Source organism: Microbacterium meiriae, assembly GCF_025143875.1.
GTDB classification, from domain to species: Bacteria; Actinomycetota; Actinomycetes; order Actinomycetales; family Microbacteriaceae; genus Microbacterium; species Microbacterium meiriae.
Map to the genome: position 1 here is coordinate 60,945 of NZ_JAMBDU010000015.1, position 23,668 is coordinate 84,612.

26 protein-coding genes and 1 other RNA gene are annotated in these 23,668 nt (G+C 68.6%); 5 read left to right on the top strand and 22 right to left on the bottom strand.

Features of this window, described 5'->3' with window-relative positions; translation table 11 throughout:
- Positions 1–9 precede the first annotated feature (9 nt).
- Positions 10–379: a transfer-messenger RNA gene (gene ssrA, locus M4D53_RS10700) on the bottom strand.
- A 141-nt stretch (positions 380–520) separates the two neighbouring features.
- Between ssrA and M4D53_RS10705 the strand changes: the two genes are divergently transcribed.
- Positions 521–1,186: an SIMPL domain-containing protein gene (locus tag M4D53_RS10705; protein WP_187663900.1), complete on the top strand. Its 666-nt coding sequence runs from the start codon at positions 521–523 to the stop codon at positions 1,184–1,186.
- 9 nt (positions 1,187–1,195) lie between these two features.
- On the opposite strand, the gene hflX is transcribed toward M4D53_RS10705, so the two are convergent.
- The gene (gene hflX / locus M4D53_RS10710; protein ID WP_259953968.1) at positions 1,196–2,707 is read right to left on the bottom strand and encodes a GTPase HflX; all 1,512 of its coding nucleotides are present in this window, start codon (positions 2,705–2,707) and stop codon (positions 1,196–1,198) included.
- A 66-nt stretch (positions 2,708–2,773) separates the two neighbouring features.
- Here hflX and M4D53_RS10715 point away from each other — a divergent pair, with 66 nt between their 5' ends.
- A complete protein-coding gene (locus tag M4D53_RS10715) occupies positions 2,774–3,415 on the top strand; it encodes a class I SAM-dependent methyltransferase (RefSeq protein WP_259953970.1) in 642 nt (213 codons plus the stop codon).
- 14 nt (positions 3,416–3,429) lie between these two features.
- Here the strand turns inward: M4D53_RS10715 and dapF are convergent, their stop codons facing one another.
- The 16 genes from dapF to M4D53_RS10795 form a co-directional block, all read right to left on the bottom strand.
- Positions 3,430–4,302 (bottom strand): diaminopimelate epimerase, encoded by an 873-nt coding sequence (gene dapF, locus M4D53_RS10720; protein ID WP_187663897.1) that lies wholly within the window; start codon positions 4,300–4,302, stop codon positions 3,430–3,432.
- Positions 4,303–4,311: 9 nt separating this feature from the next.
- On the bottom strand, positions 4,312–4,860 hold the full coding sequence (locus tag M4D53_RS10725) for a dihydrofolate reductase family protein (protein ID WP_259953973.1): 549 nt from the start codon (positions 4,858–4,860) through the stop codon (positions 4,312–4,314).
- Positions 4,861–4,893: 33 nt separating this feature from the next.
- The gene (gene miaA, locus M4D53_RS10730; protein WP_259953975.1) at positions 4,894–5,805 is read right to left on the bottom strand and encodes a tRNA (adenosine(37)-N6)-dimethylallyltransferase MiaA; all 912 of its coding nucleotides are present in this window, start codon (positions 5,803–5,805) and stop codon (positions 4,894–4,896) included.
- Entirely contained in the window at positions 5,802–7,346 is a 1,545-nt protein-coding gene (gene miaB, locus M4D53_RS10735) for a tRNA (N6-isopentenyl adenosine(37)-C2)-methylthiotransferase MiaB (protein WP_259953978.1), read from the bottom strand. Before miaB ends, miaA begins: the two co-directional genes overlap by 4 nt.
- A gap of 48 nt (positions 7,347–7,394) precedes the next feature.
- Positions 7,395–7,961 (bottom strand): regulatory protein RecX, encoded by a 567-nt coding sequence (locus tag M4D53_RS10740; protein ID WP_259953979.1) that lies wholly within the window; start codon positions 7,959–7,961, stop codon positions 7,395–7,397.
- A gap of 281 nt (positions 7,962–8,242) precedes the next feature.
- Entirely contained in the window at positions 8,243–9,289 is a 1,047-nt protein-coding gene (recA, locus tag M4D53_RS10745) for a recombinase RecA (protein ID WP_187663892.1), read from the bottom strand.
- A gap of 262 nt (positions 9,290–9,551) precedes the next feature.
- Positions 9,552–9,776, bottom strand: a complete 225-nt coding sequence (locus M4D53_RS10750) for a DUF3046 domain-containing protein (protein WP_187663891.1) — start codon at positions 9,774–9,776, stop codon at positions 9,552–9,554.
- 18 nt (positions 9,777–9,794) lie between these two features.
- Entirely contained in the window at positions 9,795–10,103 is a 309-nt protein-coding gene (locus tag M4D53_RS10755; RefSeq protein WP_025103227.1) for a helix-turn-helix domain-containing protein, read from the bottom strand.
- A gap of 141 nt (positions 10,104–10,244) precedes the next feature.
- On the bottom strand, positions 10,245–10,733 hold the full coding sequence (locus M4D53_RS10760) for a CinA family protein (RefSeq protein ID WP_259953982.1): 489 nt from the start codon (positions 10,731–10,733) through the stop codon (positions 10,245–10,247).
- The gene (pgsA, locus tag M4D53_RS10765) at positions 10,730–11,305 is read right to left on the bottom strand and encodes a CDP-diacylglycerol--glycerol-3-phosphate 3-phosphatidyltransferase (protein ID WP_259953983.1); all 576 of its coding nucleotides are present in this window, start codon (positions 11,303–11,305) and stop codon (positions 10,730–10,732) included. The genes M4D53_RS10760 and pgsA overlap by 4 nt, the downstream gene beginning before the upstream one ends.
- On the bottom strand, positions 11,305–14,016 hold the full coding sequence (locus M4D53_RS10770) for an FtsK/SpoIIIE family DNA translocase (protein ID WP_259953984.1): 2,712 nt from the start codon (positions 14,014–14,016) through the stop codon (positions 11,305–11,307). Before M4D53_RS10770 ends, pgsA begins: the two co-directional genes overlap by 1 nt.
- Positions 14,017–14,105: 89 nt before the next feature.
- Positions 14,106–15,782 carry a ribonuclease J gene (locus tag M4D53_RS10775; protein WP_259953985.1) on the bottom strand — a complete coding sequence of 559 codons (1,677 nt, stop codon included), beginning with the start codon at positions 15,780–15,782 and terminating at the stop codon, positions 14,106–14,108.
- Between the two features lie 53 nt (positions 15,783–15,835).
- Complete coding sequence (gene dapA, locus M4D53_RS10780) at positions 15,836–16,813, bottom strand: 4-hydroxy-tetrahydrodipicolinate synthase (RefSeq protein ID WP_259953986.1); 978 nt, start codon at positions 16,811–16,813, stop codon at positions 15,836–15,838.
- A gap of 52 nt (positions 16,814–16,865) precedes the next feature.
- Complete coding sequence (locus M4D53_RS10785) at positions 16,866–17,627, bottom strand: SDR family NAD(P)-dependent oxidoreductase (RefSeq protein WP_259953987.1); 762 nt, start codon at positions 17,625–17,627, stop codon at positions 16,866–16,868.
- Positions 17,627–18,103 carry a dihydrofolate reductase gene (locus M4D53_RS10790; RefSeq protein WP_259953988.1) on the bottom strand — a complete coding sequence of 159 codons (477 nt, stop codon included), beginning with the start codon at positions 18,101–18,103 and terminating at the stop codon, positions 17,627–17,629. Before M4D53_RS10790 ends, M4D53_RS10785 begins: the two co-directional genes overlap by 1 nt.
- The gene (locus M4D53_RS10795) at positions 18,100–18,909 is read right to left on the bottom strand and encodes a thymidylate synthase (protein WP_259953989.1); all 810 of its coding nucleotides are present in this window, start codon (positions 18,907–18,909) and stop codon (positions 18,100–18,102) included. Before M4D53_RS10795 ends, M4D53_RS10790 begins: the two co-directional genes overlap by 4 nt.
- Positions 18,910–19,022: 113 nt before the next feature.
- Between M4D53_RS10795 and M4D53_RS10800 the strand changes: the two genes are divergently transcribed.
- The 3 genes from M4D53_RS10800 to M4D53_RS10810 all read left to right on the top strand — a co-directional run bounded on the left by M4D53_RS10800 (position 19,023) and on the right by M4D53_RS10810 (position 20,551).
- Positions 19,023–19,439 carry a TlpA family protein disulfide reductase gene (locus M4D53_RS10800; RefSeq protein ID WP_187663882.1) on the top strand — a complete coding sequence of 139 codons (417 nt, stop codon included), beginning with the start codon at positions 19,023–19,025 and terminating at the stop codon, positions 19,437–19,439.
- Between the two features lie 20 nt (positions 19,440–19,459).
- A complete protein-coding gene (locus M4D53_RS10805) occupies positions 19,460–20,041 on the top strand; it encodes a DUF4395 family protein (protein ID WP_259953990.1) in 582 nt (193 codons plus the stop codon).
- 84 nt (positions 20,042–20,125) lie between these two features.
- Positions 20,126–20,551 carry an OsmC family protein gene (locus M4D53_RS10810; protein ID WP_259953991.1) on the top strand — a complete coding sequence of 142 codons (426 nt, stop codon included), beginning with the start codon at positions 20,126–20,128 and terminating at the stop codon, positions 20,549–20,551.
- A 12-nt stretch (positions 20,552–20,563) separates the two neighbouring features.
- Here M4D53_RS10810 and M4D53_RS10815 read toward each other — a convergent pair whose 3' ends face one another.
- The 4 genes from M4D53_RS10815 to M4D53_RS10830 form a co-directional block, all read right to left on the bottom strand.
- Positions 20,564–20,998 carry a tetratricopeptide repeat protein gene (locus M4D53_RS10815; RefSeq protein ID WP_187663879.1) on the bottom strand — a complete coding sequence of 145 codons (435 nt, stop codon included), beginning with the start codon at positions 20,996–20,998 and terminating at the stop codon, positions 20,564–20,566.
- Positions 20,998–21,738 (bottom strand): 4-hydroxy-tetrahydrodipicolinate reductase, encoded by a 741-nt coding sequence (gene dapB / locus M4D53_RS10820; RefSeq protein ID WP_259953992.1) that lies wholly within the window; start codon positions 21,736–21,738, stop codon positions 20,998–21,000. Before dapB ends, M4D53_RS10815 begins: the two co-directional genes overlap by 1 nt.
- Before the next feature lie 56 nt (positions 21,739–21,794).
- Positions 21,795–22,397: a histidine phosphatase family protein gene (locus M4D53_RS10825; RefSeq protein WP_187663877.1), complete on the bottom strand. Its 603-nt coding sequence runs from the start codon at positions 22,395–22,397 to the stop codon at positions 21,795–21,797.
- A gap of 73 nt (positions 22,398–22,470) precedes the next feature.
- Positions 22,471–23,499 carry an aldo/keto reductase gene (locus M4D53_RS10830; protein WP_187664141.1) on the bottom strand — a complete coding sequence of 343 codons (1,029 nt, stop codon included), beginning with the start codon at positions 23,497–23,499 and terminating at the stop codon, positions 22,471–22,473.
- Positions 23,500–23,668 lie beyond the last annotated feature (169 nt).

Here is a 23,668-nt window from a genome sequence, read left to right on the forward strand (position 1 = left end):
TCACACGACATGTGGAGCTGGGGGGAATCGAACCCCCGTCCAACGCTGAGTCTCCACGCCTTCTCCGGGCGCAGTCTGTGGAAGCGTTCTGCTCGGCTCCGACCTTTGTCACAGACACCTAAGTCGACGAGCCCAGCCTGGGAAGAGTCCCACGTGACGTCCAGACGCCGTCACGCAGCAAGATTCCTAGATGACGCCAGGATCCGTATCGGAATCACATACGGTCTGACGGACTATCGGGCTCGCTTAGGCAGCGAGGGCGAAGTCGTTGCGCTTGGTTTCGGCAACTATTGTTTTGCAGAGAGCGTTTACGAGATAACTCTGCATCCTCGGCCCGCTTCTCGTGGATTCACAGGCGCTGTCGAAACCGATCAGCCCCGTGGTCCTTCTCTCGAAGGAGCCGCTGTCACACTGTGGAATTGTCACTCCCGGGCGACGAGCACCCGAGCATCTCAGACTACAACGTTCGCGCCTCGGCCGCCATTCCCCGCCGCCGATACCCGTCGCGTAGAGTCGGCCCATGAGCGATGTGACAGTCACCGTCCGCGGCGAACACGAGGCGCGTCTGTCGCCGGAACGGGCGACCATCCGCGTCACGGTGCGCGCAGAGGGTCCGGAGCGCGCGACCGTCGTCGACCACGTCCTGCGTCTGACCGAGCCCGTCCGCAGCAGCATCGTGGGACGTGTGGATGCCGGCACCGCCCTCGACTGGAGCAGCACGCGACTCTCGGTGCGTGCCGAGCGCCCGTGGAACGCCGAGGGGAAGCGTCTCGCCCCGGTGTACTACGCGAGCATCGACGTGACCGCGACCTTCGCGGAGGCCTCGGAGCTGTCCCTCTGGATCTCCGACATCTCCGCGTGGGACGGTGTCGAGATCGGTTGGGTCGACTGGCATCTCACCCCGGAGACCCGCGTCCGCGTGGAACGAGAGGTCGCCGCACAGGCCGTCGGCGTGGCCGTGACGAGGGCCGAGGCCTACGCCGCTGCTCTCGGTCTCGCCCAGGTGACTCCCGTGGAGATCGCTGACACCGGCCTGCTCTCCTCCACGACGCCGGCGCCGGGCGCTCCGCTCGGGAAGGCACGCGGCGCCGTCGCCTTCGCGGCCGATGCCGCCCCGGCCATGGAGTACGAGCCGCAGGACATCGTGCTCACGGCAACCGTCGAGGCGCGGTTCCTCGCTCGCTGACCCGCGCCCTCAGTTGGCGACGACGAAGGGGGCGAGGTCGGCGGCGAGGCGCTCCGACACGTGCGCGTGGACGGCGGTACCCGCCTCCTCGTGCTCGACCGACAGCAGCATCCCGGTCTCGTGGATCGCGGCGACAAGGTCTCCACGGTCGTAAGGGATCACGGCGTGGAGCTCGACCGCGGGCTTCGGTAGGGCCTCCTCGATCGCTGCACGGAGTTCGGCGATGCCCTCACCCGACCGCGACGACACGAAGTGCGCCCGCGGCTCCAGGCCGCGGAGAACCAGCCGCTCGTCTTCGGGGATCAGATCGGCCTTGTTGAAGACGACGAGCTCCGGCATGTCACGCACACCGACGTCGCCCATCACGTCACGCACGGTCTGCAGCTGTCCGGCCGGATCGGGGTGCGAGCCGTCGACCACGTGGAGGACGACGTCTGCGTCCCCGACCTCCTCCAGCGTCGAACGGAAGGCTTCGACGAGCTGGTGCGGCAGGTTGCGCACGAAGCCGACGGTGTCGGTCAGCGTGTACACGCGGCCGTCCTCGGTCTCCGAGCGCCGCACGGTCGCGTCGAGGGTGGCGAACAGCGCGTTCTCCACGAGGACGCCCGCGCTCGTCAGCGCATTGAGCAGACTGGACTTTCCGGCGTTCGTGTATCCGGCGATGGCGACAGACGGGATCGTGTTCCGCTTGCGCTCGGCGCGCTTCGCCTCACGCGCCGGGGCGAAGTCGCGGATCTGCTTGCGCAGCAGCGCCATCTTCGTCCGGATGCGTCGACGGTCGAGCTCGATCTTCGTCTCACCAGGACCGCGCGAACCCATACCGGCGCCGCCGGCGCCGACCTGTCCACCGGCCTGACGGCTCATCGATTCACCCCAACCACGCAGGCGCGGCAGCAGGTACTCGAGCTGTGCGAGCTCGACCTGGGCCTTGCCCTCCCGGCTCTTGGCATGCTGGCTGAAGATGTCGAGGATCACGGTGGTCCGGTCGATCACCTTGACCTTCACGACGTCCTCGAGCGCTCGTCGCTGGCTGGGCGCCAGCTCGGTGTCGGCGATGACGGTGTCGGCGCCGACCGCCGCGACGATGTCCTTCAACTCCTGCGCCTTGCCTCGCCCGAGGTAGGTGGCGGCATCCGGGTGCGGGCGGCGCTGCAGCACGCCGTCGAGCACGACCGCGCCCGCTGTCTCCGCGAGCGCCGCGAGTTCGCGCAGCGAATTCTCCGCGTCCTCCTGGGCACCCTGCGGGTACACCCCGACGAGCACGACGTTCTCCAGCCGGAGCTGGCGGTACTCGACCTCGGTGACGTCCTCGAGTTCGGTGGACAGACCACCCACGCGCCGCAGCGCGTGCCGATCTTCGAGGTCCCACTGTTCGCCGTCGGCCGTCGAATGCGCGGCCGTCGCTTCGTCCTGGAGTGCCTGCGCGGCGCCGAACGTGCGCACCTCGGAGCGCTTCTCTGCGTTCGCCAGCACGCGGTCGACCGTCTGGTCGTCGGTGGAGGGTGTCTTCGTCTCCGTCATCCGTTCCTGTCTCTGGTTTCCTCGCGAGCCTTAACCTTAGCCCGCGCTGTCCGGTACGCTCACCGTATGGGGTCCGACCACTATTTCACTGCGGCCCCGGCTAGCCCCGAGAACCTGCGCAAGATCCGCGTATCCCTTGCAGGCCGTGAGCTCGAAGTGACCACCGCGGGTGGTGTCTTCAGCCCGGATCGACTCGACGCCGGCACCGCAGTGCTCCTCGCCAACATGCCTCCCGTTCCTCCCGGAGGTCATCTTCTCGACCTCGGGAGCGGGTGGGGGCCGATCTCCCTGTCGATGGCACTGGCCTCGCCGCACGCGACCGTCTGGGCGGTGGACGTGAACGAGCGGGCCTTGGATCTCGTACGTCGCAACGCGGCTGCCCTTGGCCTCACCAATATCAACGCCTCCCTGCCCGAAGATGTTCCCGACGACGTGACCTTCCGCACGATCCGGTCCAATCCGCCGATCCGCGTCGGGAAGAACGAACTGCACGGGCTGCTGGAGAAGTGGATCCCGCGGCTCGACGAACGCAGCGACGCGTGGCTCGTCGTCCAGCGCAATCTCGGCGCCGACTCTCTGCAGCGCTGGATCGCTGCGACCTTCCACCCCGGTTTCAGCGTCTTCCGCACGGCGACGGGCAAGGGCTACCGCATCCTCAAGGTGAGGAAGCACGGGACGCCGCCGACGGAACCGATCGACGTCGTCTGAGCCCCCCTCACCCCTCAGACCAGATCGACTTCGCCCTGGTAGACGAGCTGAGCAGGTCCGGACAGCGCGACGTGCTCCCCGTCCTCGGCGGGGAACATCCGGACTCCGAGCGTGCCACCCGGAACCTCGACCTTCCAGTTGTCAGGCGCCTGGGCACCGGCCCAGTAGCGCACGGCGAGTGCGGTGGCGGCCACGCCCGTGCCGCAGCTCAGGGTCTCGCCGACGCCGCGTTCGAACACACGCATCCGCACGTGGCCGACGCCGTCGCGCACGAGGGGCTCGCCGGGCACCACGAACTCGACGTTCGCCCCGGCGGGCGGAGCCGGTTCCAACTCGGGCGCGCGCGTGAGTTCCAGCAGGCCGAGCTCGGCGTCGGAGGCGAGCGCCACCACGACGTGCGGGTTCCCGACGTCGATGCCCAGTCCGGGCCGGGTCACGGTCAGCCCGTCCGCGCGCACCAGCGGGTCGACGCCCGACAGGCGCCACGCGCCCAGGTCGACCTGGTAACCGCTCACGCCGCGCGTGACGTCACGGACGCCAGCCCTGGTGCCGATGGGGAGAGTACTGCCGGCCTCGATGTCGGCGAGACCGGAGCGCACGAGGTAGTGCGCGAAGACTCGGATCCCGTTGCCGCACATCTCGGCGACCGAGCCGTCCGCGTTGCGGTAGTCCATGAACCACTCGGCATCCGGCTCCTCCGCCAGGGCCGCTGCCCCCTCCGCGATCGCGGACGAACGCACGACTCGGAGAACGCCGTCGGCCCCGATGCCGAAATGGCGATCGCAGAGCACCGCGACCTGCTCCGCGGTCAGCTCCAGCTGGCCGTCGGGATCGGCGATGATGATGAAGTCGTTGCCGGTACCGTGCCCCTTGGTGAATGCGACCATGGGACCAGTCTAGGGAGCCGTCGAGCCGGCGCTCCGCCCCGCGACGCGGTAACGCCCGCAGAGGAAGCTGCGGTTGCGGGCCACCTCGATCAGATCCAGGTCGAGACGCCGGGGCAACAGTGGGGCACCGCCCCCGAGGGTCACCGGGGCGTATTGGACCCAGACCTCGTCCAGGAGGCCCGCGTCTGCGAACTGTCCTGCCACGTCTCCCCCGCCGACGACCCAGAGGTCCTTTCCTTCCGCCGCCTCGTGCATCGCGGCATGGACGTCGGGGATCGCCGCGCTCGTCACACGGACGTCCGCCCCGGTCGGCACGGCGAGCTCACGATGCGAGAGCACCCACGTGGGCTGCTCATACGCCCACCGGCCCTCCTCGTGGCGCATGACCCATTCGTACGTCGATGACCCCATCACGAGCGCCCCGATACTCTTCTCGAACGCCGGATAGGCCATGGGACCTTCCATGTCGATGTCCTGCGTCAGAAGCCAATCCAACGAATGCTCCGTCGTGGCGATGTACCCGTCAAGGCTGGACGCGGTGAAGTAATGAGTGGCCATGCGCGCATCGTCGCACGGGCCACCGACATCAGGTCAGGGCGCCAGCAGGTCGGCGACGGCCACCGGCGGCGCCATCCATTCGAGCTCCGGATAGCGCTTGAACCACGACACCTGACGACGCGCGTAGCGCCGGGTGAGTGCCTGCGTCTCAGCGATCGCCTCCTCGGCGGTGGAGCGTCCCTCCAGCTGTGCGAGCGCCTGCGCGTACCCGATGGCCCGGGGAGCCGTCGTCCCGCGCTCCAGACCCTCGTCGCGCAGCCGCGCGACCTCGGCCACGAGGCCGTGCTCCCACATCCGCCGGACACGAGCATCCAGTCGGGCGACGAGATCGGAGCGATCCACGTGCAGACCGATCAGCCGGGTGCGCGGATGCCAGAGCGTCGGCTTCTCGGGCAGTGTCGCGCCGTGCGTCGCGCTCCCCTGTTCGACGACTTCGAGAGCACGGATCACTCGTCTGCCGTTGCGCGGGTCCACCCGGGCTGCGGCTTCCGGATCGCGCGCATGCAGCCGCTGGAGGAGAGCATCGACGCCATCCCGATCCAGCTCCTGCTCGAGACGCTCGCGGATCACGGGGTCTCGAGGCGGGAAGTGGAACTCGTAGACGACACTGGACATGTAGAGTCCGGATCCGCCGACGAGGATGGCGTCGCCGCCCCCCGCGTGAATCCTCTGCACGGCCTCGCGTGCGAGCGGCTGATACCAGGCCACAGCGGCATCCTGCGTCACCTCTCGCACGTCGAAGAGATGGTGCGGAATGCCGCGTCGTTCGGAGACGGGCAGCTTGGCCGTTCCGATGTCCATGCCGCGGTAGAGCTGCATCGCATCCGCGTTGACGATCTCCGCCGGGTTGCCGCGACGCCGGAGCTCCTCCGCGAGATCGAGCGCCAGATCGCTCTTCCCGGTACCTGTCGCGCCGACGACGGCCCAGAGCCGAGGTGTGGTCACACTCCGACGCGGAGGGTCGGCAGGCCGAGGGAGACGGCGCGCGATGCCCCGTCGCTCGGAGCCGGCACGGCGCACGACTCCGCCTGTCCCCGATCCCAGGCATCTCCACCGCGCGTACGGCGGATGCGCAGCGGCGCGCCGGTCGGATCGTCGGCGAGGAGGTGGAACGGTGCGGCGTGGGTCACCCTCACGGTGACGACGTCACCCGGACGCGGCAGCTCCGAACCCGGGGTCACCTCGAAGTGCACGAGCCGGTTGTCCTGAGCTCGTCCGGTCAGTCGACGGGTCTCCGTGTCCTTCTTGCCTTCACCCGTGGAGACGAGCACCTCGACCTCCCGGCCGACCTGCTTCTGGTTCTCCTCCAACGAGATGCGCTCCTGGAGCGCGATCAGCCGGTCGTAGCGGGCCTGCACGACCTCCTTGGGCACCTGATCCGGCATGGTGGCCGCGGGGGTCCCTTCGCGGATCGAGTACTGGAAGGTGAAGGCTCCGGAGAATCGGGACTGCTCGACGACGCGCATCGTGTCCTCGAAGTCCTCCTCGGTCTCGCCGGGGAAGCCCACGATGATGTCGGTCGTGATGGCCGCGTGCGGGATGCGTTCCCGAACGCGGTCCAGGATGCCGAGGAAGCGCTCGCTGCGGTACGAGCGCCGCATCGCCTTGAGGATCCGATCGCTTCCGGACTGCAGCGGCATGTGGAGCTGCGGCATGACCGCGGGGGTCTCCGCCATCGCGTCGATCACGTCGTCGGTGAAGGCAGCGGGGTGCGGGCTCGTGAAGCGGATGCGCTCGAGGCCCTCGATCTCACCGGCGGCACGGAGAAGCTTGCCGAACGCCTGACGATCCCCGAACTCCACCCCGTAGGAGTTGACGTTCTGCCCGAGGAGGGTGACCTCGATGGCTCCGTCCTCGACGAGAAGACGGATCTCGTTGAGGATGTCGCCCGGTCGACGGTCCTTCTCCTTGCCGCGGAGACTGGGGACGATGCAGAACGTGCAGGTGTTGTTGCAGCCGACGGAGATCGACACCCAGCCGCTGTGCGCGGAGTCGCGCTTGGTGGGAAGCGTCGAGGGGAACACCTCGAGTGATTCGAGGATCTCGAGCTCCGCGTCGCCGTTGTGACGGGCGCGCTCGAGCAGACCGGGCAAGGAGCCCATGTTGTGGGTACCGAAGACCACGTCGACCCAGGGCGCCTTGTCGAGCACGGCCTGCTTGTCCATCTGCGCGAGGCAGCCGCCGACCGCGATCTGCATACCGGCCTTGCGCCGCTTCACGGCGGCCAGATGGCCGAGCGTTCCGTAGAGTTTGCCGGCAGCGTTGTCCCGCACGGCGCAGGTGTTGATGATCACCACGTCGGCCTCGGTCCCGGCGTCGGCACGGATGTAGCCGGCACTCTCCAGAGACCCTGACAGGCGCTCGGAGTCGTGCACGTTCATCTGACAACCGAACGTGCGCACTTCGTACGATCGCTGGCGCCCGTCATCGTCGACGGCCGCTGACGACGCGCTGATGATCGTCGGTTCGCTGCGGGGGATAGTCATGATGTTCCCATTGTACGAGCGTCACCGAGAGGCGACCGCGTGCGGCTGTCAGTCGGAATCCACGAACCGGACGCCGGAGACGCCGCTACCGAAAGACGCCTCCCGCAGCGCCGTCTTCGCGGCGTTCATGGCGACGGAACCGGCGTATCCGCGGCGCGACAGCTGCCCGACCAATCGCCGTAGTGCCGCGTCGGGATCGAGGCGGCTCATCGAGCGCGCTTTGGTCCGTGCGAACTCCAGCGCCCGCTCCGCGTCATCGTCCGGGAGCTCGTCGAGAGCGGCATCGATGACCTCGCGAGGGATGCCCCGCTGTGCCAGCGCCCGGGACAGCGCGATCCGGCCCTGGCCCTTGCGCTCGACCCCGGCCGTGACGAGGAGCTCGGCGAGTACCGCATCGTCGAGATAGCCTCGCCGCATGAAGTCGTCGATGACGTCTTCGATCGCGTCTGCGGCGAGCCCATGGCCCTTCAGCACCAGCCGCGCTTCGGAGACGGACAGCGATCGCGTACGGAGCTTCCGCACCAACGACTCCTCCGCCGTGGTGCGGACCTCCTCCGCGGAGGGCGCGCTCTCGCCGGCCTCTCCCCCACCGTCCGACCGGGACGTGTCACCCACTGCACGCAGCCTGGTCTTCTTCGCACCGGCGGTCCCGCGTGCGGGATGACGTGCGCTGGGAGAACCGTCGTCGTCAGCAGTCCGCTTCCCGGCTGTCGCGGGATCGTCCCAGGTCGACCGCCAGAGTCCCGCAGCGTCCGTAGACGGCGCCGACCGGCCGTGCCGACCGGGCGACGCGCCGCTCGCACCGTCATCCGCCGGGCGCTCGGCACGCGCGGGGCCGCCGAAGAGAGGGATGATGGGGGCGATCCGCTCGGAATCGCCCCCACGCTGATCACTCATCAGGCCGGGCGACGCTCGGCCAGCTCATCAGCACCCGGAGCCGCGGCCGGGCCGCCGATACCGAGCTTCTGCTTGATCTGGCTCTCGATCGCCAACGCGATGTCCGCGTTGTTGAGCAGGAACGTCCGCGCGTTCTCCTTGCCCTGGCCCAGCTGATCGCCGTCGTAGGTGTACCACGACCCGGACTTCTTGACGATGCCGTGCTCGACGCCGAAGTCGATCAGACTGCCCTCGCGGGAGATGCCGACGCCGTAGAGGATGTCGAACTCCGCCTGCTTGAAGGGCGGGGCCATCTTGTTCTTCACGACCTTGACCCTGGTGCGGTTTCCGACGGCGTCGGTTCCGTCCTTCAGCGTCTCGATACGACGGATGTCCATGCGGACCGACGCGTAGAACTTCAGCGCCTTACCACCGGCGGTGGTCTCGGGAGAACCGAAGAAGACGCCGATCTTCTCGCGCAGCTGGTTGATGAAGATCATGGTGGTGTTGGTCTGGTTCAGCCCACCGGTGAGCTTACGAAGGGCCTGCGACATGAGTCGCGCCTGCAGACCCACGTGCGAGTCACCCATCTCGCCCTCGATCTCGGCACGGGGCACGAGCGCTGCCACTGAGTCGATGACGATGAGGTCGATGGCTCCGGAGCGCACCAGCATGTCGGCGATCTCCAGCGCCTGCTCACCCGTGTCGGGCTGCGAGACGAGAAGGGCGTCGATGTCGACGCCGAGCTTCGCGGCGTAGTCGGGGTCGAGGGCGTGCTCGGCGTCGATGAACGCCGCGATGCCGCCGGCCCGCTGGGCGTTCGCGATGGCGTGCAGCGTCAGCGTCGTCTTACCCGAGGACTCCGGGCCGTAGATCTCGACGATGCGTCCACGCGGCAGACCTCCCACGCCGAGAGCGACGTCAAGGGCGATGGAGCCGGTGGGGATGACGGCCACAGGGGCGCGCTCATCGCTGCCCAGCCGCATGACCGAGCCCTTTCCGAACTGGCGGTCGATCTGAGCGAGGGCTGTCTCGAGGGACTTCTCGCGGTCGGCGGGTGATGGCATGGTGTGCTCCTTCTGCGCGTGTGCTGCCGCCTGTAGGCTGTCGCGGCTCTTCCGGCTGGAAGGAACTCTCCGACAAGGCGTATGGCTTTTCAGCCTGGCCCTCACGGTACGGCGGGCCTCCGACATTCGGTCGCAGGAGCCGGGGATCGTGGGGATCAGATCCGTCTGACCACTTGTGCAGAAGACTACGCCCGCTTCGAACAGATTTTCGACACCACGCCGGGATCGGCGTGTCGGACATCCGCACACCGGGACGTGACCGTCATCGCCCTCGCGGCTCCAGGCGTCCGACGCCATGACGGCGGGACTCCGGGACGTCCATGTCCGCGCAGAGCGCCAACCAGATGTCCCGCGGCGGCACCCCGGCGTCCAGCGCTTCGAGCGCGGTGCGCCCGTCCATCCCGGACAGCACGAGGTCGTTCACCAGAGATGATGCTCGGGCGTGGAACTCGGCATCGACGGCGCGCAGGAACTCACTGCGTCGCATAGAAGGGATCTCCGGGACTCAGCGGAGCGAGAGCTCGGGTTCCACGGACGCGACCAGGTCGTCCGGAACGACGTCCGGGAAGACCTGGATACCCTCGAGGACCGAGATGCGGTCCCCGACCTCGCGCATGATCGTGGAGATGGGGACGTCGAGCGCCTCCGCCACCGAGGCGAGGATCTCGCTCGAGGCCTCCTTCTGACCGCGCTCGACCTCACTGAGGTAACCGAGGGCGACCGAAGCCTTGCTCGCGACCTGGCGGAGCGTCCGCCCCTTCTGCAGACGGAAGTCCCTCAGCACGTCGCCGATCTCCTGTCGTACAAGAATCATCGGAACCTCCTCCGCAGTTCATGGATCGGGGTCTCCCCCGAAGAGACGGCCAGTCTAGTCCTCCTGGCTTGCACAGAATCTACCCTTGCACTCTGTGGTTTGAATGTGAGCACATCCGTATCAACATGACGCTGCACGTCCCTATTCCCGCAGTGCGGCGGCCATCACGTCGAGGGTGGCCGCGACCGTCTGCGCCCGCACCGCGTCGCGGTCGCCTTCGAAGCGGAACTGCTCGGTGCGACTCAGGGTCGGCGTCACCACTCCGATGTGGACGGTACCCACAGGCTGGCCGTCCGGGGACTCCGGTCCCGCGATCCCGGTGGTGGACATTCCGACGTCGGCCGGGCGCCCGTCGACCGCGACAGCCTCTCGCACACCGGCGGCCATCTGCCGCGCGACCTCCGCGTGCACCGGCCCGTATCGTTCCAGAAGCTCGGCATCGACCGCGAGCAGGGTGTGCTTGACCGGGGTCGCGTAGGCGACGACGCCGCCGAGAAGCACCGCTGAGGCGCCGGGGACCGCGACGAGCGCCGCAGACACCGCCCCGCCGGTGAGGGACTCCGCGACGCCGAGCGTCCAGCCCCGCCCCCGCAGAGCGGTCAGCGCCTCGGTCGGCGTCGTACCGCTCATCGGCTCTGACGGGCGCCGCGGACCTGCGCGACGATGTAGTCGATGCCGCTGACCACGGTGAGCATCAGAACGATGACCATCAGGACGGTGGTCACGACGGTCCAGGGCCCGAGACCGATGAACACATGCAACGGCAGGAGGGCCCACCCGAGAGCGACGCCCTGGAACGCTGTCTTGATCTTGCCCATCCAGGCGGCCGCCACCACGTGCTCGCTCGCGACGACCAGGCGATGGATGGTGATCCCCCACTCGCGGACGAGGATGACCGCGACGATCCACCAGGAGACCTCGCCGAGGATCGCCAGCCCTACGAATCCCGCGCCGGTGAGGAGCTTGTCCGCGATCGGATCCCACAGCTTCCCGAAGTCGCTGACGATGTCGTACCGGCGGGCGAGATAGCCGTCGACCCAGTCGGTGGAGATGGCCACGATGAAGAGGACGGCGGCGATCCAGCGCACGGTGAGGTCGGTGAGACCGTATGTCCCGCCGACGAGCAGGAGGACGAAGAACACCACGGCGAGCGGGATGCGCGCCACGGTGATCGCGTTGGGGAGCTGTCGGGGAATCGCCATCAGTCGCGTCCCGTCAGGCCCCAGGCGTCTTCGTCGCCCTCCGCTTCGACGACCGGCAGGCCGTCGTACTGCGCCTCCAGCGGATCGCGTTCGGCCGGTGGCGCTGCGGCGGCGGGCGCAGCCGGTGCCGCGGGAGCCGATGGCACGTCCTCGCCACGGAGCTTCGCCATGACCTGCGGCAGCTGCTCGGGGGTCGCGAGCACATCCCGGGCCTTCGATCCCTCCGAGGGGCCGACGACCTCTCGCGACTCGAGGAGATCCATCAGGCGTCCGGCCTTGGCGAACCCGACCCGCAGTTTGCGCTGGAGCATGGACGTCGATCCGAACTGCGAGGAGACGATGAGCTCGGCCGCCGCGAGCAGGAGCTCGAGGTCGTCGCCGATGTCCTCGTCGACCTCCTTCTTCTTCGCCGGCTCCATCGCCTCCTGGACGTCCGCGCGGTACTCGGGACGCGCCTGACGCGTGACGTGCTTGACGACCGCGTCGATCTCCTTCTCGTCGACCCACGCGCCCTGCAGGCGGAACGGCTTCGACGATCCCATAGGCGAGAACAGGGCATCACCCTGGCCGATGAGCTTGTCGGCGCCGGGGCTGTCGAGGATCACGCGGCTGTCCGTGACGCTCGTCACCGCGAACGCGAGGCGGGACGGCACGTTCGCCTTGATGAGGCCGGTGACCACGTCGACGCTCGGGCGCTGCGTGGCGAGCACCAGGTGGATGCCCGAGGCACGGGCGAGCTGCGTGATGCGGACGATCGAGTCCTCGACGTCCCGCGGCGCGACCATCATGAGGTCCGCGAGCTCGTCGACCACGACGAGGAGGTACGGGTACGGCTTGAGCACGCGCTCGCTGCCCGGGGGCACCTCCACCTCCCCCGCTCGCACGGCGCGGTTGAAGTCGTCGATGTGGCGGAAGCCGAACGACGCGAGGTCGTCGTACCGCATGTCCATCTCCTTCACGACCCACTGCAGCGCCTCTGCGGCCTTCTTCGGGTTCGTGATGATGGGGGTGATCAGGTGCGGGACACCCGCGTAGCTGGTGAGCTCCACGCGCTTCGGGTCGATGAGGACCATGCGCACGTCCGAGGGGCGGGCCCGCATGAGGAGGCTCGTGATCATCGAGTTCACGAAGCTCGACTTACCGGACCCCGTCGAGCCCGCCACCAGGAGGTGCGGCATCTTCGCGAGGTTGGCGACGACGAAGTTGCCGCCCACGTCCTTGCCGACGCCGATCGTGAGCGGGTGCGTGCTCTTCTGCGCTGCACCCGAGCGCAGCACGTCGCCGAGGGCGACCGTCTCGCGGTCGGTGTTCGGGATCTCGATGCCGATCGCACTCTTGCCGGGGATCGGTGAGAGGATGCGCACGTCGTTGGAAGCGACGGCATAGGCGAAGTTGTTGCTCAGCTGGAGGATCTTCTCCACCTTGACGCCGTGGCCGACCTCGACCTCGTACTGGGTGACCGTCGGACCGCGGGAGAAGCCGGTGACCTTGGCATCGACCTTGAACTGGTCCAGGACGCTGGTGATCTGCTCGACGATGCGGTCGTTCGCCTCGGAGCGGGCGACCGATGGCGGACCCTCGGACAGCACTCCCGGCGACGGGAGGATGTACGGGGCCACCGGCGCCTGCGGACCGCGGTCGCCGGGTCCCTCAGTGCCGAACCCGTCGAGCCCGGGGAGCTCCGGCATCTCGCCGGTGTCGGACTCATCGTCCAGCAGCGCGGTCGTCTGCTGCTCCGCGAGCGTGTCGGTGACGGAGCGGACGTCGCTCAGCACCTCGGTCGCGGCATCGTACGGGTTCGCCACCGTCACCGCCTGGTCGTACGCCGGGGTGGCCTCCGTGGTGGACAGGAGCGCCGTGATGTCGTCGGACGCGAGCGTGCCCTCGTCAGGATCTTCCTCGCGGCCGGTCTTGTTGCGCCGCCACCAGGGCAGCACGTCGGGGTCGTCGACCTTGTCGGCCTCGTCGACCGTGGCCGAGGCGTCCTTCGCCGGCTTCTCCGGGCGCTCGGCGTCGAACATCCAGGCGTAGAGGTCTCCGAGCCGCGCACCGATGCGGTTCGGCGGTGTCTTCGTGAGGACCAGGATGCTGAGGGCGGCGAGGAGCCCGAGGACGATGTAGGCGGGGATGTCGGTGAGGTACGTGAGGGGCTGCCCCACAAGCCAGCCGAGCAGACCGCCGGACTCGCTCAGCGCGGGCATGCCCTGGTTGGGGTGGGGACGGGGACCGGCGACGTGGAAGATCCCCGCGAGGGCGAGGACGAACATGCCGAAGCCGATCCCGATGCGGCCGTTGTCGTGCACCGACGACGGGTGCCGGAACAGCCAGCCCGCCAAGAGCAGCAGAAGCACGGGCATGATGAACGCCACGCGGCCCACGAAGAGGCCCACGGAGTAGGCACTGATGTTCGACGCGACCTCGTTGCCGATGAAGAACCACTCGTTGACGGCACCGAGGGCCGCCAGGATGACCAGGAGCAACGGGAATCCGTCCCTCCGGTCGTCCTTCTGCAGCGTCTCCGGTCCGAATGCGCGGAAGAGTCCGCCGACGCCGTGCGCGAGCCCGGTCCAGGCGCGCGCGGCGACAGACGGCTTGTCCGCCTCATCGATGTACTTCTTGGGGGCGGGCTGCGCCTTGGGAGCCGCCTGCCGCTTGGGGCGCGACGGCGCGCTCGTCGAGGCGCGCTCGGTCTTGGTGCTGCTCCTGGCCATGCCTCCACGGTACGACCCGCGACCGACATCTCCGCGTCACCACGCGGAATTCGCCGATACGGCGCGCGACAGCACGCCGTATCGGAGGATCAGGCCTCGATGACGAGAGGCACGATCATCGGACGGCGGCGCAGCTTCTGGTTCACCCAACGACCGATCGTCCGGCGGACGACCTGGGACAGCGCATGCGTGTCACGCACCCCGTTGCCCGACGCCTCCTTGAGCGCGGCGACGATCTTCGGCGCGACGTCGTCGAAGACCGCGTCGTCCTCCGCCACACCTCGGGCGTGGATCTCGGGACCCGAGATGATGCGTCCGGTCGTGGCGTCCACGACGACGATGACCGAGATGAAGCCCTCTTCCCCGAGGATGCGGCGGTCCTTGAGGTCGGCATCGGTGATCTCGCCGACGGTCGAGCCGTCGACGTAGACGAAGCCGAGGTCGAGCTGGCCCGCGACCTTCGCGATGCCGCCTTTGAGGTCGATCACGGTGCCGTTCGAGGCGATGATCGTGTTGTCCTCCGGCACCCCGGTGTCCTGTGCAAGCTTGGCATTGGCGATGAGGTGCCGGTACTCGCCGTGGACCGGCAGGACGTTCTTCGGCTTGAGGATGTTGTAGCAGTAGATGAGCTCACCCGCGGCGGCGTGTCCGGAGACATGCACCTTCGCGTTCGCCTTGTGCACGACGTTGGCGCCGAGCTTGGTCAAGCCGTCGATGACGCGGTAGACCGCGTTCTCGTTGCCCGGGATGAGGCTGGAGGCGAGGATGACGGTGTCGCCCTCGCTGATCTCGATCGCGTGGTCCATGTTCGCCATCCGGCTCAGCACGGCCATCGGCTCGCCCTGCGACCCTGTCGACATGTAGACGATCTGCTCGTCCGGGAGGTCGCGTGCCTTCTTGAAGTCGATCAGCACGCCCGACGGCACCTTCAGATAGCCGAGCTGCTCGGCGATCGTCATGTTCCGCACCATGCTGCGTCCGAGGAACGCGACGCGGCGCCCGTTGGCGTGTGCGGCATCGATCACCTGCTGCACGCGATGGACGTGGCTGGAGAAGCTCGCGACGATGACGCGACGCGGCGCCTTCGCGATGACCTGGTCGAGCACGGGGCCGATGGAGCGTTCCGTCGGGGTGAAACCGGGAACGTCGGCGTTGGTCGAGTCGACGAGGAACAGGTCGACGCCCTCTTCCCCGAGGCGGGCGAACGCGCGCAGGTCGGTGATCCGACCGTCCAGCGGCAGCTGGTCCATCTTGAAGTCGCCGGTGGCGAGGACCATGCCGGCAGGGGTACGGATGGCCACCGCCAAGGCGTCCGGGATGGAGTGGTTGACCGCGACGAACTCCAGGTCGAACGGACCGACCCGCTCCTCCTGACCCTCCTTCACGGTGAGGGTGAAGGCCTTGATGCGGTGCTCCTTGAGCTTCGCCTCGACCAGCGCGAGCGTGAGCCCGGAGCCGATCAGGGGGATGTCGCTCTTCAGACGCAGGAGGTAGGGCACGGCACCGATGTGGTCCTCGTGACCGTGTGTGAGCACCACGCCGACGATGTCATCGAGGCGATCACGGATCGGCTCGAAGTCCGGGAGGATCAGGTCGACCCCCGGCTGGTGCTCCTCCGGGAAGAGCACGCCGCAGTCGACGATCAGGATCTTCCCGTCGTACTCGAACATGGTCATGTTGCGACCGATCTCCCCCAGACCGCCGATCGGGATGACCCGGAGCGTTCCTTCGTCGAGAGCGGACGGTTCGGCCAGGGGAATGGACATGCTGTCTCCTCAGTCGGACACTCCACGCGTCCGTTCGTTCATGGTGACGCGGCTCAGCGCGTCGTGCCGTGCACCTTCGGCAGGGCGCCGCCCGCGGCCGCGTTGCGGTCGGGCCGGAAGTTCGAGAAGTCCGCCCCCGGCACGCCGCTGACGAGGTCGAGCTCGTCCTCGATGAGGGCGGCCTCCCACTCTTCCGGGCCGACGAGGGGAAGGCGGACGCGCGGGCTGGAGATGCGACCCAGCCCGTGCAGGATGTACTTCGCGGCGACGGTGCCGGGGACGTGCGTCATGACAGCGCGGACCAGCGGCTCCAGGCGCTTGTGCTCCGCAGTCGCCGTGGCGAGGTCGCCGCGGTTCACGGCGTCGATGATCGTGCGGTAGGGCGCGGACGCCACGTTCGCGGTCACGCCGATGAGGCCGGTCACACCGATCGACAGGTGCGGAAGCACATTCGCGTCATCACCGGAGAAGTACATGAGGTCGGTCTGATTGAGCACGCGGCTCACCTCGGAGAAGTCGCCCTTGGCGTCCTTCACCGCGAGGATGTTCGGGTGCTTGGCGAGCCGGAGGATCGTCTCGTACTTGATCGGCACACCGGTGCGCCCGGGGATGTCGTACAGGATGACCGGCAGATCGGTCGCGTCGGCGACGAGCCGGAAGTGGGTGAGGATGCCGGCCTGCGTCGGCTTGTTGTAGTACGGCGTGACGATCATGATGCCGTCGGCGCCGGCCTTCTCGCTGGCCTTGTACAGCTCGATGGCGTGCGCGGTCTCGTTCGATCCGCCGCCCGTGATGATCTTCGCCCGGCCGGCGGAGACGGACTTCCCGACCTCGACGAGCTTGAGCTTCTCGGGGTCCGTCAGGGTCGAGGTCTCGCCGGTCGTTCCCGTCACGACGATGCCGTCCGCGCCTGCGGTGATCACGTCATCGATGTGCTTCTCGACGGCGGGCCAGTCGACTTCGCCGTCGGCCGTCATCGGAGTGACGAGCGCGACGAGAACCTGTCCGAAAGGGTTGCCCGAGTGCGTCATGCGTCCAGCGTATCGGGTCGGATGCGGCTGCCGCGGACGGTGACGGGAACCGTCAGACCCGACCCCGACGCGCGACCGCCGCGGTGAGGGATCGGGGCAGCACCTTCGTCACGGCGACGACGGCCTTGTAACGCAGCGAGGGGATGGACACGGACTTCCCGCGCGCGGCGTCCCGGAGGCCTTCGCGCACGACGTCTCGGGCATCGAGCCACAGGAACGACGGCACGCCCTCCTCGCCGACCGCGAGACCCATCCGCTCGTGGAACGACGTGTGCGTGAAGCCGGGGCAGAGCGCGGTGACGCTCACGCCGTCCGGACCGTAGGCCGTGTTCGCCCAGCGGCTGAAGTCGATGAGCCAGGCCTTGCACGCGGAGTACGTCGATCGAGAGATGAAACCTGCGACCGAGGCGACGTTGATGATCCGGCCGCCCCGCCCCCGCATGGTCTGCAGGGCCGCGTGCATGAGGCGCATGGAGGCCTCGACGTGCAGGCGCAGATGCCGCACCTCGTCCTCGATGTCATTGTCGGCGAACTGCAGCGGCAGCCCGAAGCCGGCGTTGTTCACGAGCAGGTCGATCGGGTCGTCCCGGTCGCGGAGCCGAGCCGTGACGCGTTCGACGCCGTCCTCCTCGGACAGGTCGGCCGGAAGCACCTCGACGGCCACTCCCCACTCGCCGCGCAGCTCCGTCGCAAGAGCCGACAGCGACTCCTCCGAGCGGGCCACGAGCACGAGATCGGCGCGCCGACGAGCCAGCTGACGGGCGAACTCGGCTCCCAGCCCCGCGCTGGCTCCGGTGATCAGTGCGGTGGGCATCAGCGCTCGTACCTCAGGAAGCGATACCGGATACCGGTGCGGGAGGTCTGCCACTCCCCCTCATCCACTACGCGCCATCCGGTCTTGGGCGGAGCGAACGTGTCGCCGGCGACCTCGAGGTCGAGCTCGGTGACCTCGAGCCGGTCAGCGTCGGCGATCACCTGACGGAAGATCTCCGCCCCGCCGATGATCCACACCTTCTCCTGGCCGCGGACGGCCTCGGACACCGTGGCCGCACGGCGGGCGCCGTCGGCCGCCCAGTCCTGCTGGCGGGTCACGACGATGTTGTCGCGCCCGGGGAGCGGCCGGAACCGTTCCGGCAGCGAATCCCAGGTCTTCCGTCCCATGACGACAGGTGCGCCCTGCGTGGTCTCCTTGAAGTGCGCCAGGTCCTCCGGCACATACCAGGGCATACCGCCCTCAGCACCGATGACGCCTCCGGCGGCCTCGGCCCAGATGAGTCCCACCCAGGTCATACCGCCACCGCCGCCCGGATCGGTGCGTGGTGCTGGTAGTCCTCGACGACGAAGTCCTCGAACCGGTAGTCGAAGATCGAGTCCGGCTTCCGCGCGAACCGCAGGGTCGGGTACGGGTAGGCCTCTCGCGTGAGCTGCTCGCGCACCTGCTCGACGTGGTTGTCGTAGACGTGGCAGTCCCCGCCGGTCCAGACGAAGTCGCCCGGCTCCAGCCCCACCTGCTGCGCGATCATCATCGTCAGCAACGCGTAGGAGGCGATGTTGAAGGGCACGCCGAGGAACATGTCCGCGCTGCGCTGGTAGAGCTGACAGGAGAGCTTGCCGTCGGCGACGTAGAACTGGAACAGCGCGTGGCACGGTGCGAGGGCCATGTCCGGGATGTCCGCGGGGTTCCAGGCGGACACGAGAAGGCGCCGCGAGTCCGGTGACCGCCGGATCTGCTCGATGACCTCGGCCAGCTGATCGATGCTGCCGCCGTCGGGAGTCGGCCAGGACCGCCACTGGACGCCGTACACCGGGCCGAGGTCGCCGTCCTCGTCCGCCCACTCGTCCCAGATCGAGACGCCGTTCTCCTGCAGCCAGCGGACATTGGAATCGCCGCGCAGGAACCAGAGCAGCTCATACGCGATGGACTTGAAGTGGACGCGCTTCGTGGTGATGAGCGGGAAGCCCTCCGCGAGATCGAAGCGGATCTGCCGCCCGAACACGCTCGTGGTCCCGGTCCCTGTGCGATCGCTCTTGTGCGTGCCCGTCTCGAGCACGTCGCGGAGCAGGTCTTCGTACGGAGTCGGGACAGCGGCGCTCATGGTTGTCAGGATACCCGCCTCGGTCGCCCCGAAGGCGGTGTCATCGGCGCGATGTTCTCGTCACGGATGGACACATCGCGGCACCCCTGGTCCTCCGGCCGTACGCTCGACGTGTGTCCCCCGCACTCGCCCTCGCCGCCGTGGCCGCGCTTCTCGCACTCGCCACCCTCGTCGGTCTCGCGCTTCGTCGGCGTGAGGGTCGTCGACGCAACGGCGGCGACCTGAGGTTCGAGCCGGCGGATGCGGCGGGCGCAGCCTTCGGCGCGAGCGCGACCCTCGTGCAGTTCAGCACCGAGATGTGCACCCGGTGTCCGCAGGTGCGCCGGCTGCTCGGCGCGTACGCTGCCGAGACGACAGGGCTCGCACACATCGAGGTCGACCTCACGCACCGACCCGACCTCTCCGCCCGGTACCGGGTGTTGCAGACCCCCACCACGTTCCTCGTCGACGCCTCGGGTGTCGTCCGAGCCCGATTCGGGGGCGTGCCCGCCCGGGATGCCCTGGCCACAGCCGTCGCCACCCTCGTCTGAAGCGCAGTCTGGAGAACCCGATGACGACATCCGCTGGGATCGACCCGCGAGGCCCCCGTTTCGCCGCCGCGATCACCGCATTCCTCCTCGCCGTTGCGACGTTCCTCGCACTCATCGGCATCTCCACGACTCCCGCCGGCGCAGAGCGCGCCGGCTGGTTCGCCGTCCAGCCGCAGAGCGGCTCCGTCTTCGTACCGGGGGGCGCGTGGGCACTGCCGTCAGTAGAGCCCGTCGCGCGCGTGCTCGACCCGGGCTTCCTCCTTGCGACGCTGATCGCGCTGCTGTTCCTCTGGGGAGTGGTCTCGCCGGCCACCGCACCGTGGGGCGTGCTCTACCGCCGCCTCGTCCGTCCGCGCCTGGCGCCGCCCGTCGAACTGGAGGATCCCCGCCCCCCGCGGTTCGCCCAAGGCGTGGGCCTCGTCGTGGTGGGGCTCGGCCTCCTGCTCCACCTCGCCGGCGTGCCGTGGGCCCTTCCGATCGCCACCGCCGCAGCGTTCCTCGCCGCTTTCCTCAACGCCGTGTTCGGATTCTGTCTCGGCTGCCAGCTCTACCTCCTGCTGCAGCGCGTCGGGCTGACCGGGAGAACGCGCCGCACCGCGTGATCCCGGTTTCCGACGGCCGGGTCGCTCGGTAGGCTGGCGACCAAGCGACGCCGCTCCCCCGGTGGCGTCAGAACCGGAGGAACCATGCCCGTCACCAGTGAAGCCGCCGCCACCTGGACCGGATCGCTCATGGAGGGTTCCGGCACGGTCGCCTTCTCCTCCTCGCATCTGGGGACGTTCCCGATCGACTGGAAGTCCCGCAGCGAGGGCAGCGACACCACCACGACGCCGGAAGAGCTCATCGCCGCGGCCCACGCCTCCTGCTTCAGCATGGCGCTCTCGCACGCCCTCGCCGAGAACGGCACCCCGCCGGAGCGCGTCGACACCAGCGCCTCGGTCACTTTCAAGCCAGGCGTCGGCATCACCGGCAGCCACCTCAACGTCAACGCCACGGTTCCGGGTCTGACTCCGGAGAAGTTCCAGGAGATCGCCGAGGGCGCCAAGACCGGGTGCCCGGTGTCCCAGGCTCTCGCAGGCATCGAGATCACCCTCGAGGCGACGCTCGCCTGAGCTCCGTGGACGTCAGGCGCGGGACAGGCTGATCGCCTGCCGGATGCTCGCCCTGGCGTCCTTCCTGCGCCCCGCGGCATCCTGCACGACGCCGAGCCGGTAGCGCGCACGCCAGTCCGTGGGTGCCGCCTCCGCTTCCGCCGTGTAGCGCGCGACGAGCGCGTCCGCGTCCTTCCTGGCGATGCGGCCACTGGGCGTGAGCTCGGTCTCGACCGGCGGCATTCCGCCTTCGGCGTCGAGCAGACGCCCCAGACGATCCGCTCCGAAACCGAAGAGCATCTCGCGAACCAGGGCCCATCCGCCGACGGGGGCGAGCACGAGGAGGGTGACGCCCATCCCGATGGAGACCGGCGTCCCGACGGCCAGGAACATGACCGCGAGCCAGCCCGCGACCGCGAGGTACAGCAGGAGGGCCGCCGCCATCAGTGCGACCCCGATCCGCGACATCACGAGCGGATGCCGATGTCGAGCATGTTCTCCAGACCGACCACGACTCCGGACGCGGTGGCCGCATACGGCACAGCCAGCCGGATCCCCGGCGCGTAGGCCAGCGCCGGGTCGGTGGTGTCATGCGTGAACGTGAGCGACTCCCCCGGCCCGGACAGGATCACCTCCTGCTTCGCGATCACCCCGGGCCGCCGGAGGGAGTGGATGGGCACGCTGCCGACCTGCTGCCCCCGCGCGCGCTGATCCGCATGCGGGGCGCTGACGGGGCCCTGGGACGCCCTCGCGGCGGCGATCAACTCCGCCGTGCGGACGGCGGTACCGCTCGGGGAGTCGACCTTGGTCTCCCGATGCGCCTCGACGATCTCCGCGGAGTCGAAGTAGGGCGCGGCGGCCGCGGCGAGAGCCGAACCGAGCACGGAGCCGAGGGAGAAGTTGGGGATGAAGACCGCTCCGGTATCAGCGGCCTCGACCAGCGGCCGCACGAGCGCGATCCGCTCGGCCGACCAGCCGGAGGTGGCGACGAGGATGTTGAGGCCGTGCTCGACGGCGGTGCGGACCACATCGATGCTGATCTGCGGAGTGGACGCGTCGATCACGAGGTCCGCTCCCGCGAGCTCCGAGAGGTCACTCGCCGATGTCAGCACCCGGCTCACCTCGAAGCCTTCCAGCTCGCCGATCACCGCGCCGATGATCGTTCCGAGCTTTCCGGTCCCGCCGACGAGGGCTACCTTCGTGGTCATGCGTCCAGTCTATTTTCCGGGCGTCGAGCGGAGGCCGCGGCGCGCGGATACGGTGATCACACCAACAGCGCGTCGGGAATCCCCGTCCGCAACTCCATAGGCAGGTGGCCGGTGTCGTTGTGCGTAAGCAGGGTCCACGGCCGACCCTGCTTCTGGGCGATCACCGTCAGTCCGCAGTGCGACTGGTTCAGCGTCATCCACCGCCAGTCGGGTGCGGCGAGCACCTCGCGCACGAACCACGAGATCACGAAGTTGTGTGTGATGAGCACCTCGTGCACGTCTCCGGTCTTCCGCACGAGGAACTCGTTGACGGCGTCGGACATCTGGGCGCGACCGGCCTCGATCTCGGCTTCGGTCACCGAGCCGAAGAACGGTTCGAACACCGCCGGGGTCTCCTCTGTCATCCCCGTGGGCACGCAGTCGAACAGCAGAGCGGACGGCGCGGGGTCCACGGACGGGAGGCGACCGGCGATCGATCTCGCCGTCTCGGCCGCGCGGAGCAGCGGCGAATGCCACACGGCGTCGAGCGGGAGCCCGGACAGCCGATCCGCGATCAGCTCCGCCTGCCGCTGGCCGCGCGGCGAAAGGGGTCCGTCGGCGAGACCGTGCTCGGCATCCTGATGTTCACCGTGTCTGACCAGATATATGTAGTGCGTCACAACTCGCTCGCTCGCCTCATCGCCAGCATCCGCCGGTCTTCCTCTTCCACCCTATGTCACGGGCAGCGGAAGCTCAGGCGCCCGCGCGGGTGAGGTCGGCCACCTGCGCCCGGGACAGCGTCACACCGGCGCCCTGCATGAGCTCGTCGACATGGTCGGTCGCGAATGTGTTCACGATCGGCGCGGCGACCGTGCGCTGCGCGAGCAGCCAGGCGATGGACACAGCGGCCACCGGCACTGCCAGTTCGGCGGCCACCTGATCCAGCGCGCGCAGCACCTTCGTACCGCGGCGGTTGAGATTCCCTCGCAACTGCTCTCCGCGGACGCCTCGTGACGCGAGCGCCTTGGTGCGGTGGCGCCCGGACAGGAACCCGTGCTCCAGCGCATGGGAGGGCGTGACCGCGAGGTTCTGCGCGCCGGCCACGAGCCGCAGATCGCCTTCGAACGGCTGCCGCCGCACGAGGTTGTAGGGCGTGTCGATCACAGTGATCCGCGGGTACCCTGCGGACGCGAGGATGCGGGCCTCCACCAGCCGCTCCGGGGTGAAGCCGTACGCGCCGAGCGCGCCGATCTTCCCGGCCTCGACGAGCCACTCGACCGTGGCCAGCGTGTCTTCGAGGTTGGTGGTCGCATCCAGCGTGGCGTCCAGGTACAGCACGTCGATGCGCTCGACGCCGAGCCGGGTGAGCGACCCCTCGACGGCGCGGACGAGGTTGACCGACCCCAGACCGGGGTTGTCGGCATGCGCTCCGATGCGGACGCTGAGGACGACGCGCTCCCGTTGGTCGCGCGACCGCAGCCACTGCCCGAGGATGTGCTCGCTCCGACCGCCGGAGAATCCGTCCGCCGTATGGATGGCGTTGCCGCCGAACTCCACGTAGCGATCGAGGATGCCGTGGCTCGTCTCGAGATCGACGTTCCACCCGAACTCCGCGGCGCCGAGCATCAACGGGAACGTCTCGTATCCGGTCTCGCCGATGGCGGTGCGGATGGACTCCCCCACACCGGGGCCGACGATGGGGATCGGGGCGGAGGGATGATCCTCGTGCTCGAGCGCGACGCGTTCCGCGTCGGGACCTGCGCCTACGCCGAACAACCGCATACTCTCACCCCCGCTGCGATCGGCTGGACCGATCGACATCACTGCTTCTCCGGCACCCCCCGGTGCGTACTTCGAGGGTATGCGACGTGCGCGAGCGTCCCGGCCAATCCGGGGAACGGCGCGCAAACTTCCCATAACGTTTCGATCACGGATCAAACGACGGAACCCG

Excerpts from the sequence above, each read along its gene's own strand:
- M4D53_RS10705 (WP_187663900.1), top strand. The coding sequence starts at position 521 with ATGAGCGATGTGACAGTCACCGTCCGCGGCGAACACGAGGCGCGTCTG.
- hflX (WP_259953968.1), bottom strand. The coding sequence starts at position 2,707 with ATGACGGAGACGAAGACACCCTCCACCGACGACCAGACGGTCGACCGC.
- M4D53_RS10715 (WP_259953970.1), top strand. The coding sequence starts at position 2,774 with ATGGGGTCCGACCACTATTTCACTGCGGCCCCGGCTAGCCCCGAGAAC.
- dapF (WP_187663897.1), bottom strand. The coding sequence starts at position 4,302 with ATGGTCGCATTCACCAAGGGGCACGGTACCGGCAACGACTTCATCATC.
- M4D53_RS10725 (WP_259953973.1), bottom strand. The coding sequence starts at position 4,860 with ATGGCCACTCATTACTTCACCGCGTCCAGCCTTGACGGGTACATCGCC.
- miaB (WP_259953978.1), bottom strand. The coding sequence starts at position 7,346 with ATGACTATCCCCCGCAGCGAACCGACGATCATCAGCGCGTCGTCAGCG.
- recA (WP_187663892.1), bottom strand. The coding sequence starts at position 9,289 with ATGCCATCACCCGCCGACCGCGAGAAGTCCCTCGAGACAGCCCTCGCT.
- M4D53_RS10750 (WP_187663891.1), bottom strand. The coding sequence starts at position 9,776 with ATGCGACGCAGTGAGTTCCTGCGCGCCGTCGATGCCGAGTTCCACGCC.
- M4D53_RS10755 (WP_025103227.1), bottom strand. The coding sequence starts at position 10,103 with ATGATTCTTGTACGACAGGAGATCGGCGACGTGCTGAGGGACTTCCGT.
- M4D53_RS10760 (WP_259953982.1), bottom strand. The coding sequence starts at position 10,733 with ATGAGCGGTACGACGCCGACCGAGGCGCTGACCGCTCTGCGGGGGCGG.
- pgsA (WP_259953983.1), bottom strand. The coding sequence starts at position 11,305 with ATGGCGATTCCCCGACAGCTCCCCAACGCGATCACCGTGGCGCGCATC.
- M4D53_RS10770 (WP_259953984.1), bottom strand. The coding sequence starts at position 14,016 with ATGGCCAGGAGCAGCACCAAGACCGAGCGCGCCTCGACGAGCGCGCCG.
- M4D53_RS10775 (WP_259953985.1), bottom strand. The coding sequence starts at position 15,782 with ATGTCCATTCCCCTGGCCGAACCGTCCGCTCTCGACGAAGGAACGCTC.
- dapA (WP_259953986.1), bottom strand. The coding sequence starts at position 16,813 with ATGACGCACTCGGGCAACCCTTTCGGACAGGTTCTCGTCGCGCTCGTC.
- M4D53_RS10785 (WP_259953987.1), bottom strand. The coding sequence starts at position 17,627 with ATGCCCACCGCACTGATCACCGGAGCCAGCGCGGGGCTGGGAGCCGAG.
- M4D53_RS10790 (WP_259953988.1), bottom strand. The coding sequence starts at position 18,103 with ATGACCTGGGTGGGACTCATCTGGGCCGAGGCCGCCGGAGGCGTCATC.
- M4D53_RS10795 (WP_259953989.1), bottom strand. The coding sequence starts at position 18,909 with ATGAGCGCCGCTGTCCCGACTCCGTACGAAGACCTGCTCCGCGACGTG.
- M4D53_RS10805 (WP_259953990.1), top strand. The coding sequence starts at position 19,460 with ATGACGACATCCGCTGGGATCGACCCGCGAGGCCCCCGTTTCGCCGCC.
- M4D53_RS10810 (WP_259953991.1), top strand. The coding sequence starts at position 20,126 with ATGCCCGTCACCAGTGAAGCCGCCGCCACCTGGACCGGATCGCTCATG.
- M4D53_RS10815 (WP_187663879.1), bottom strand. The coding sequence starts at position 20,998 with ATGTCGCGGATCGGGGTCGCACTGATGGCGGCGGCCCTCCTGCTGTAC.
- dapB (WP_259953992.1), bottom strand. The coding sequence starts at position 21,738 with ATGACCACGAAGGTAGCCCTCGTCGGCGGGACCGGAAAGCTCGGAACG.
- M4D53_RS10830 (WP_187664141.1), bottom strand. The coding sequence starts at position 23,499 with ATGCGGTTGTTCGGCGTAGGCGCAGGTCCCGACGCGGAACGCGTCGCG.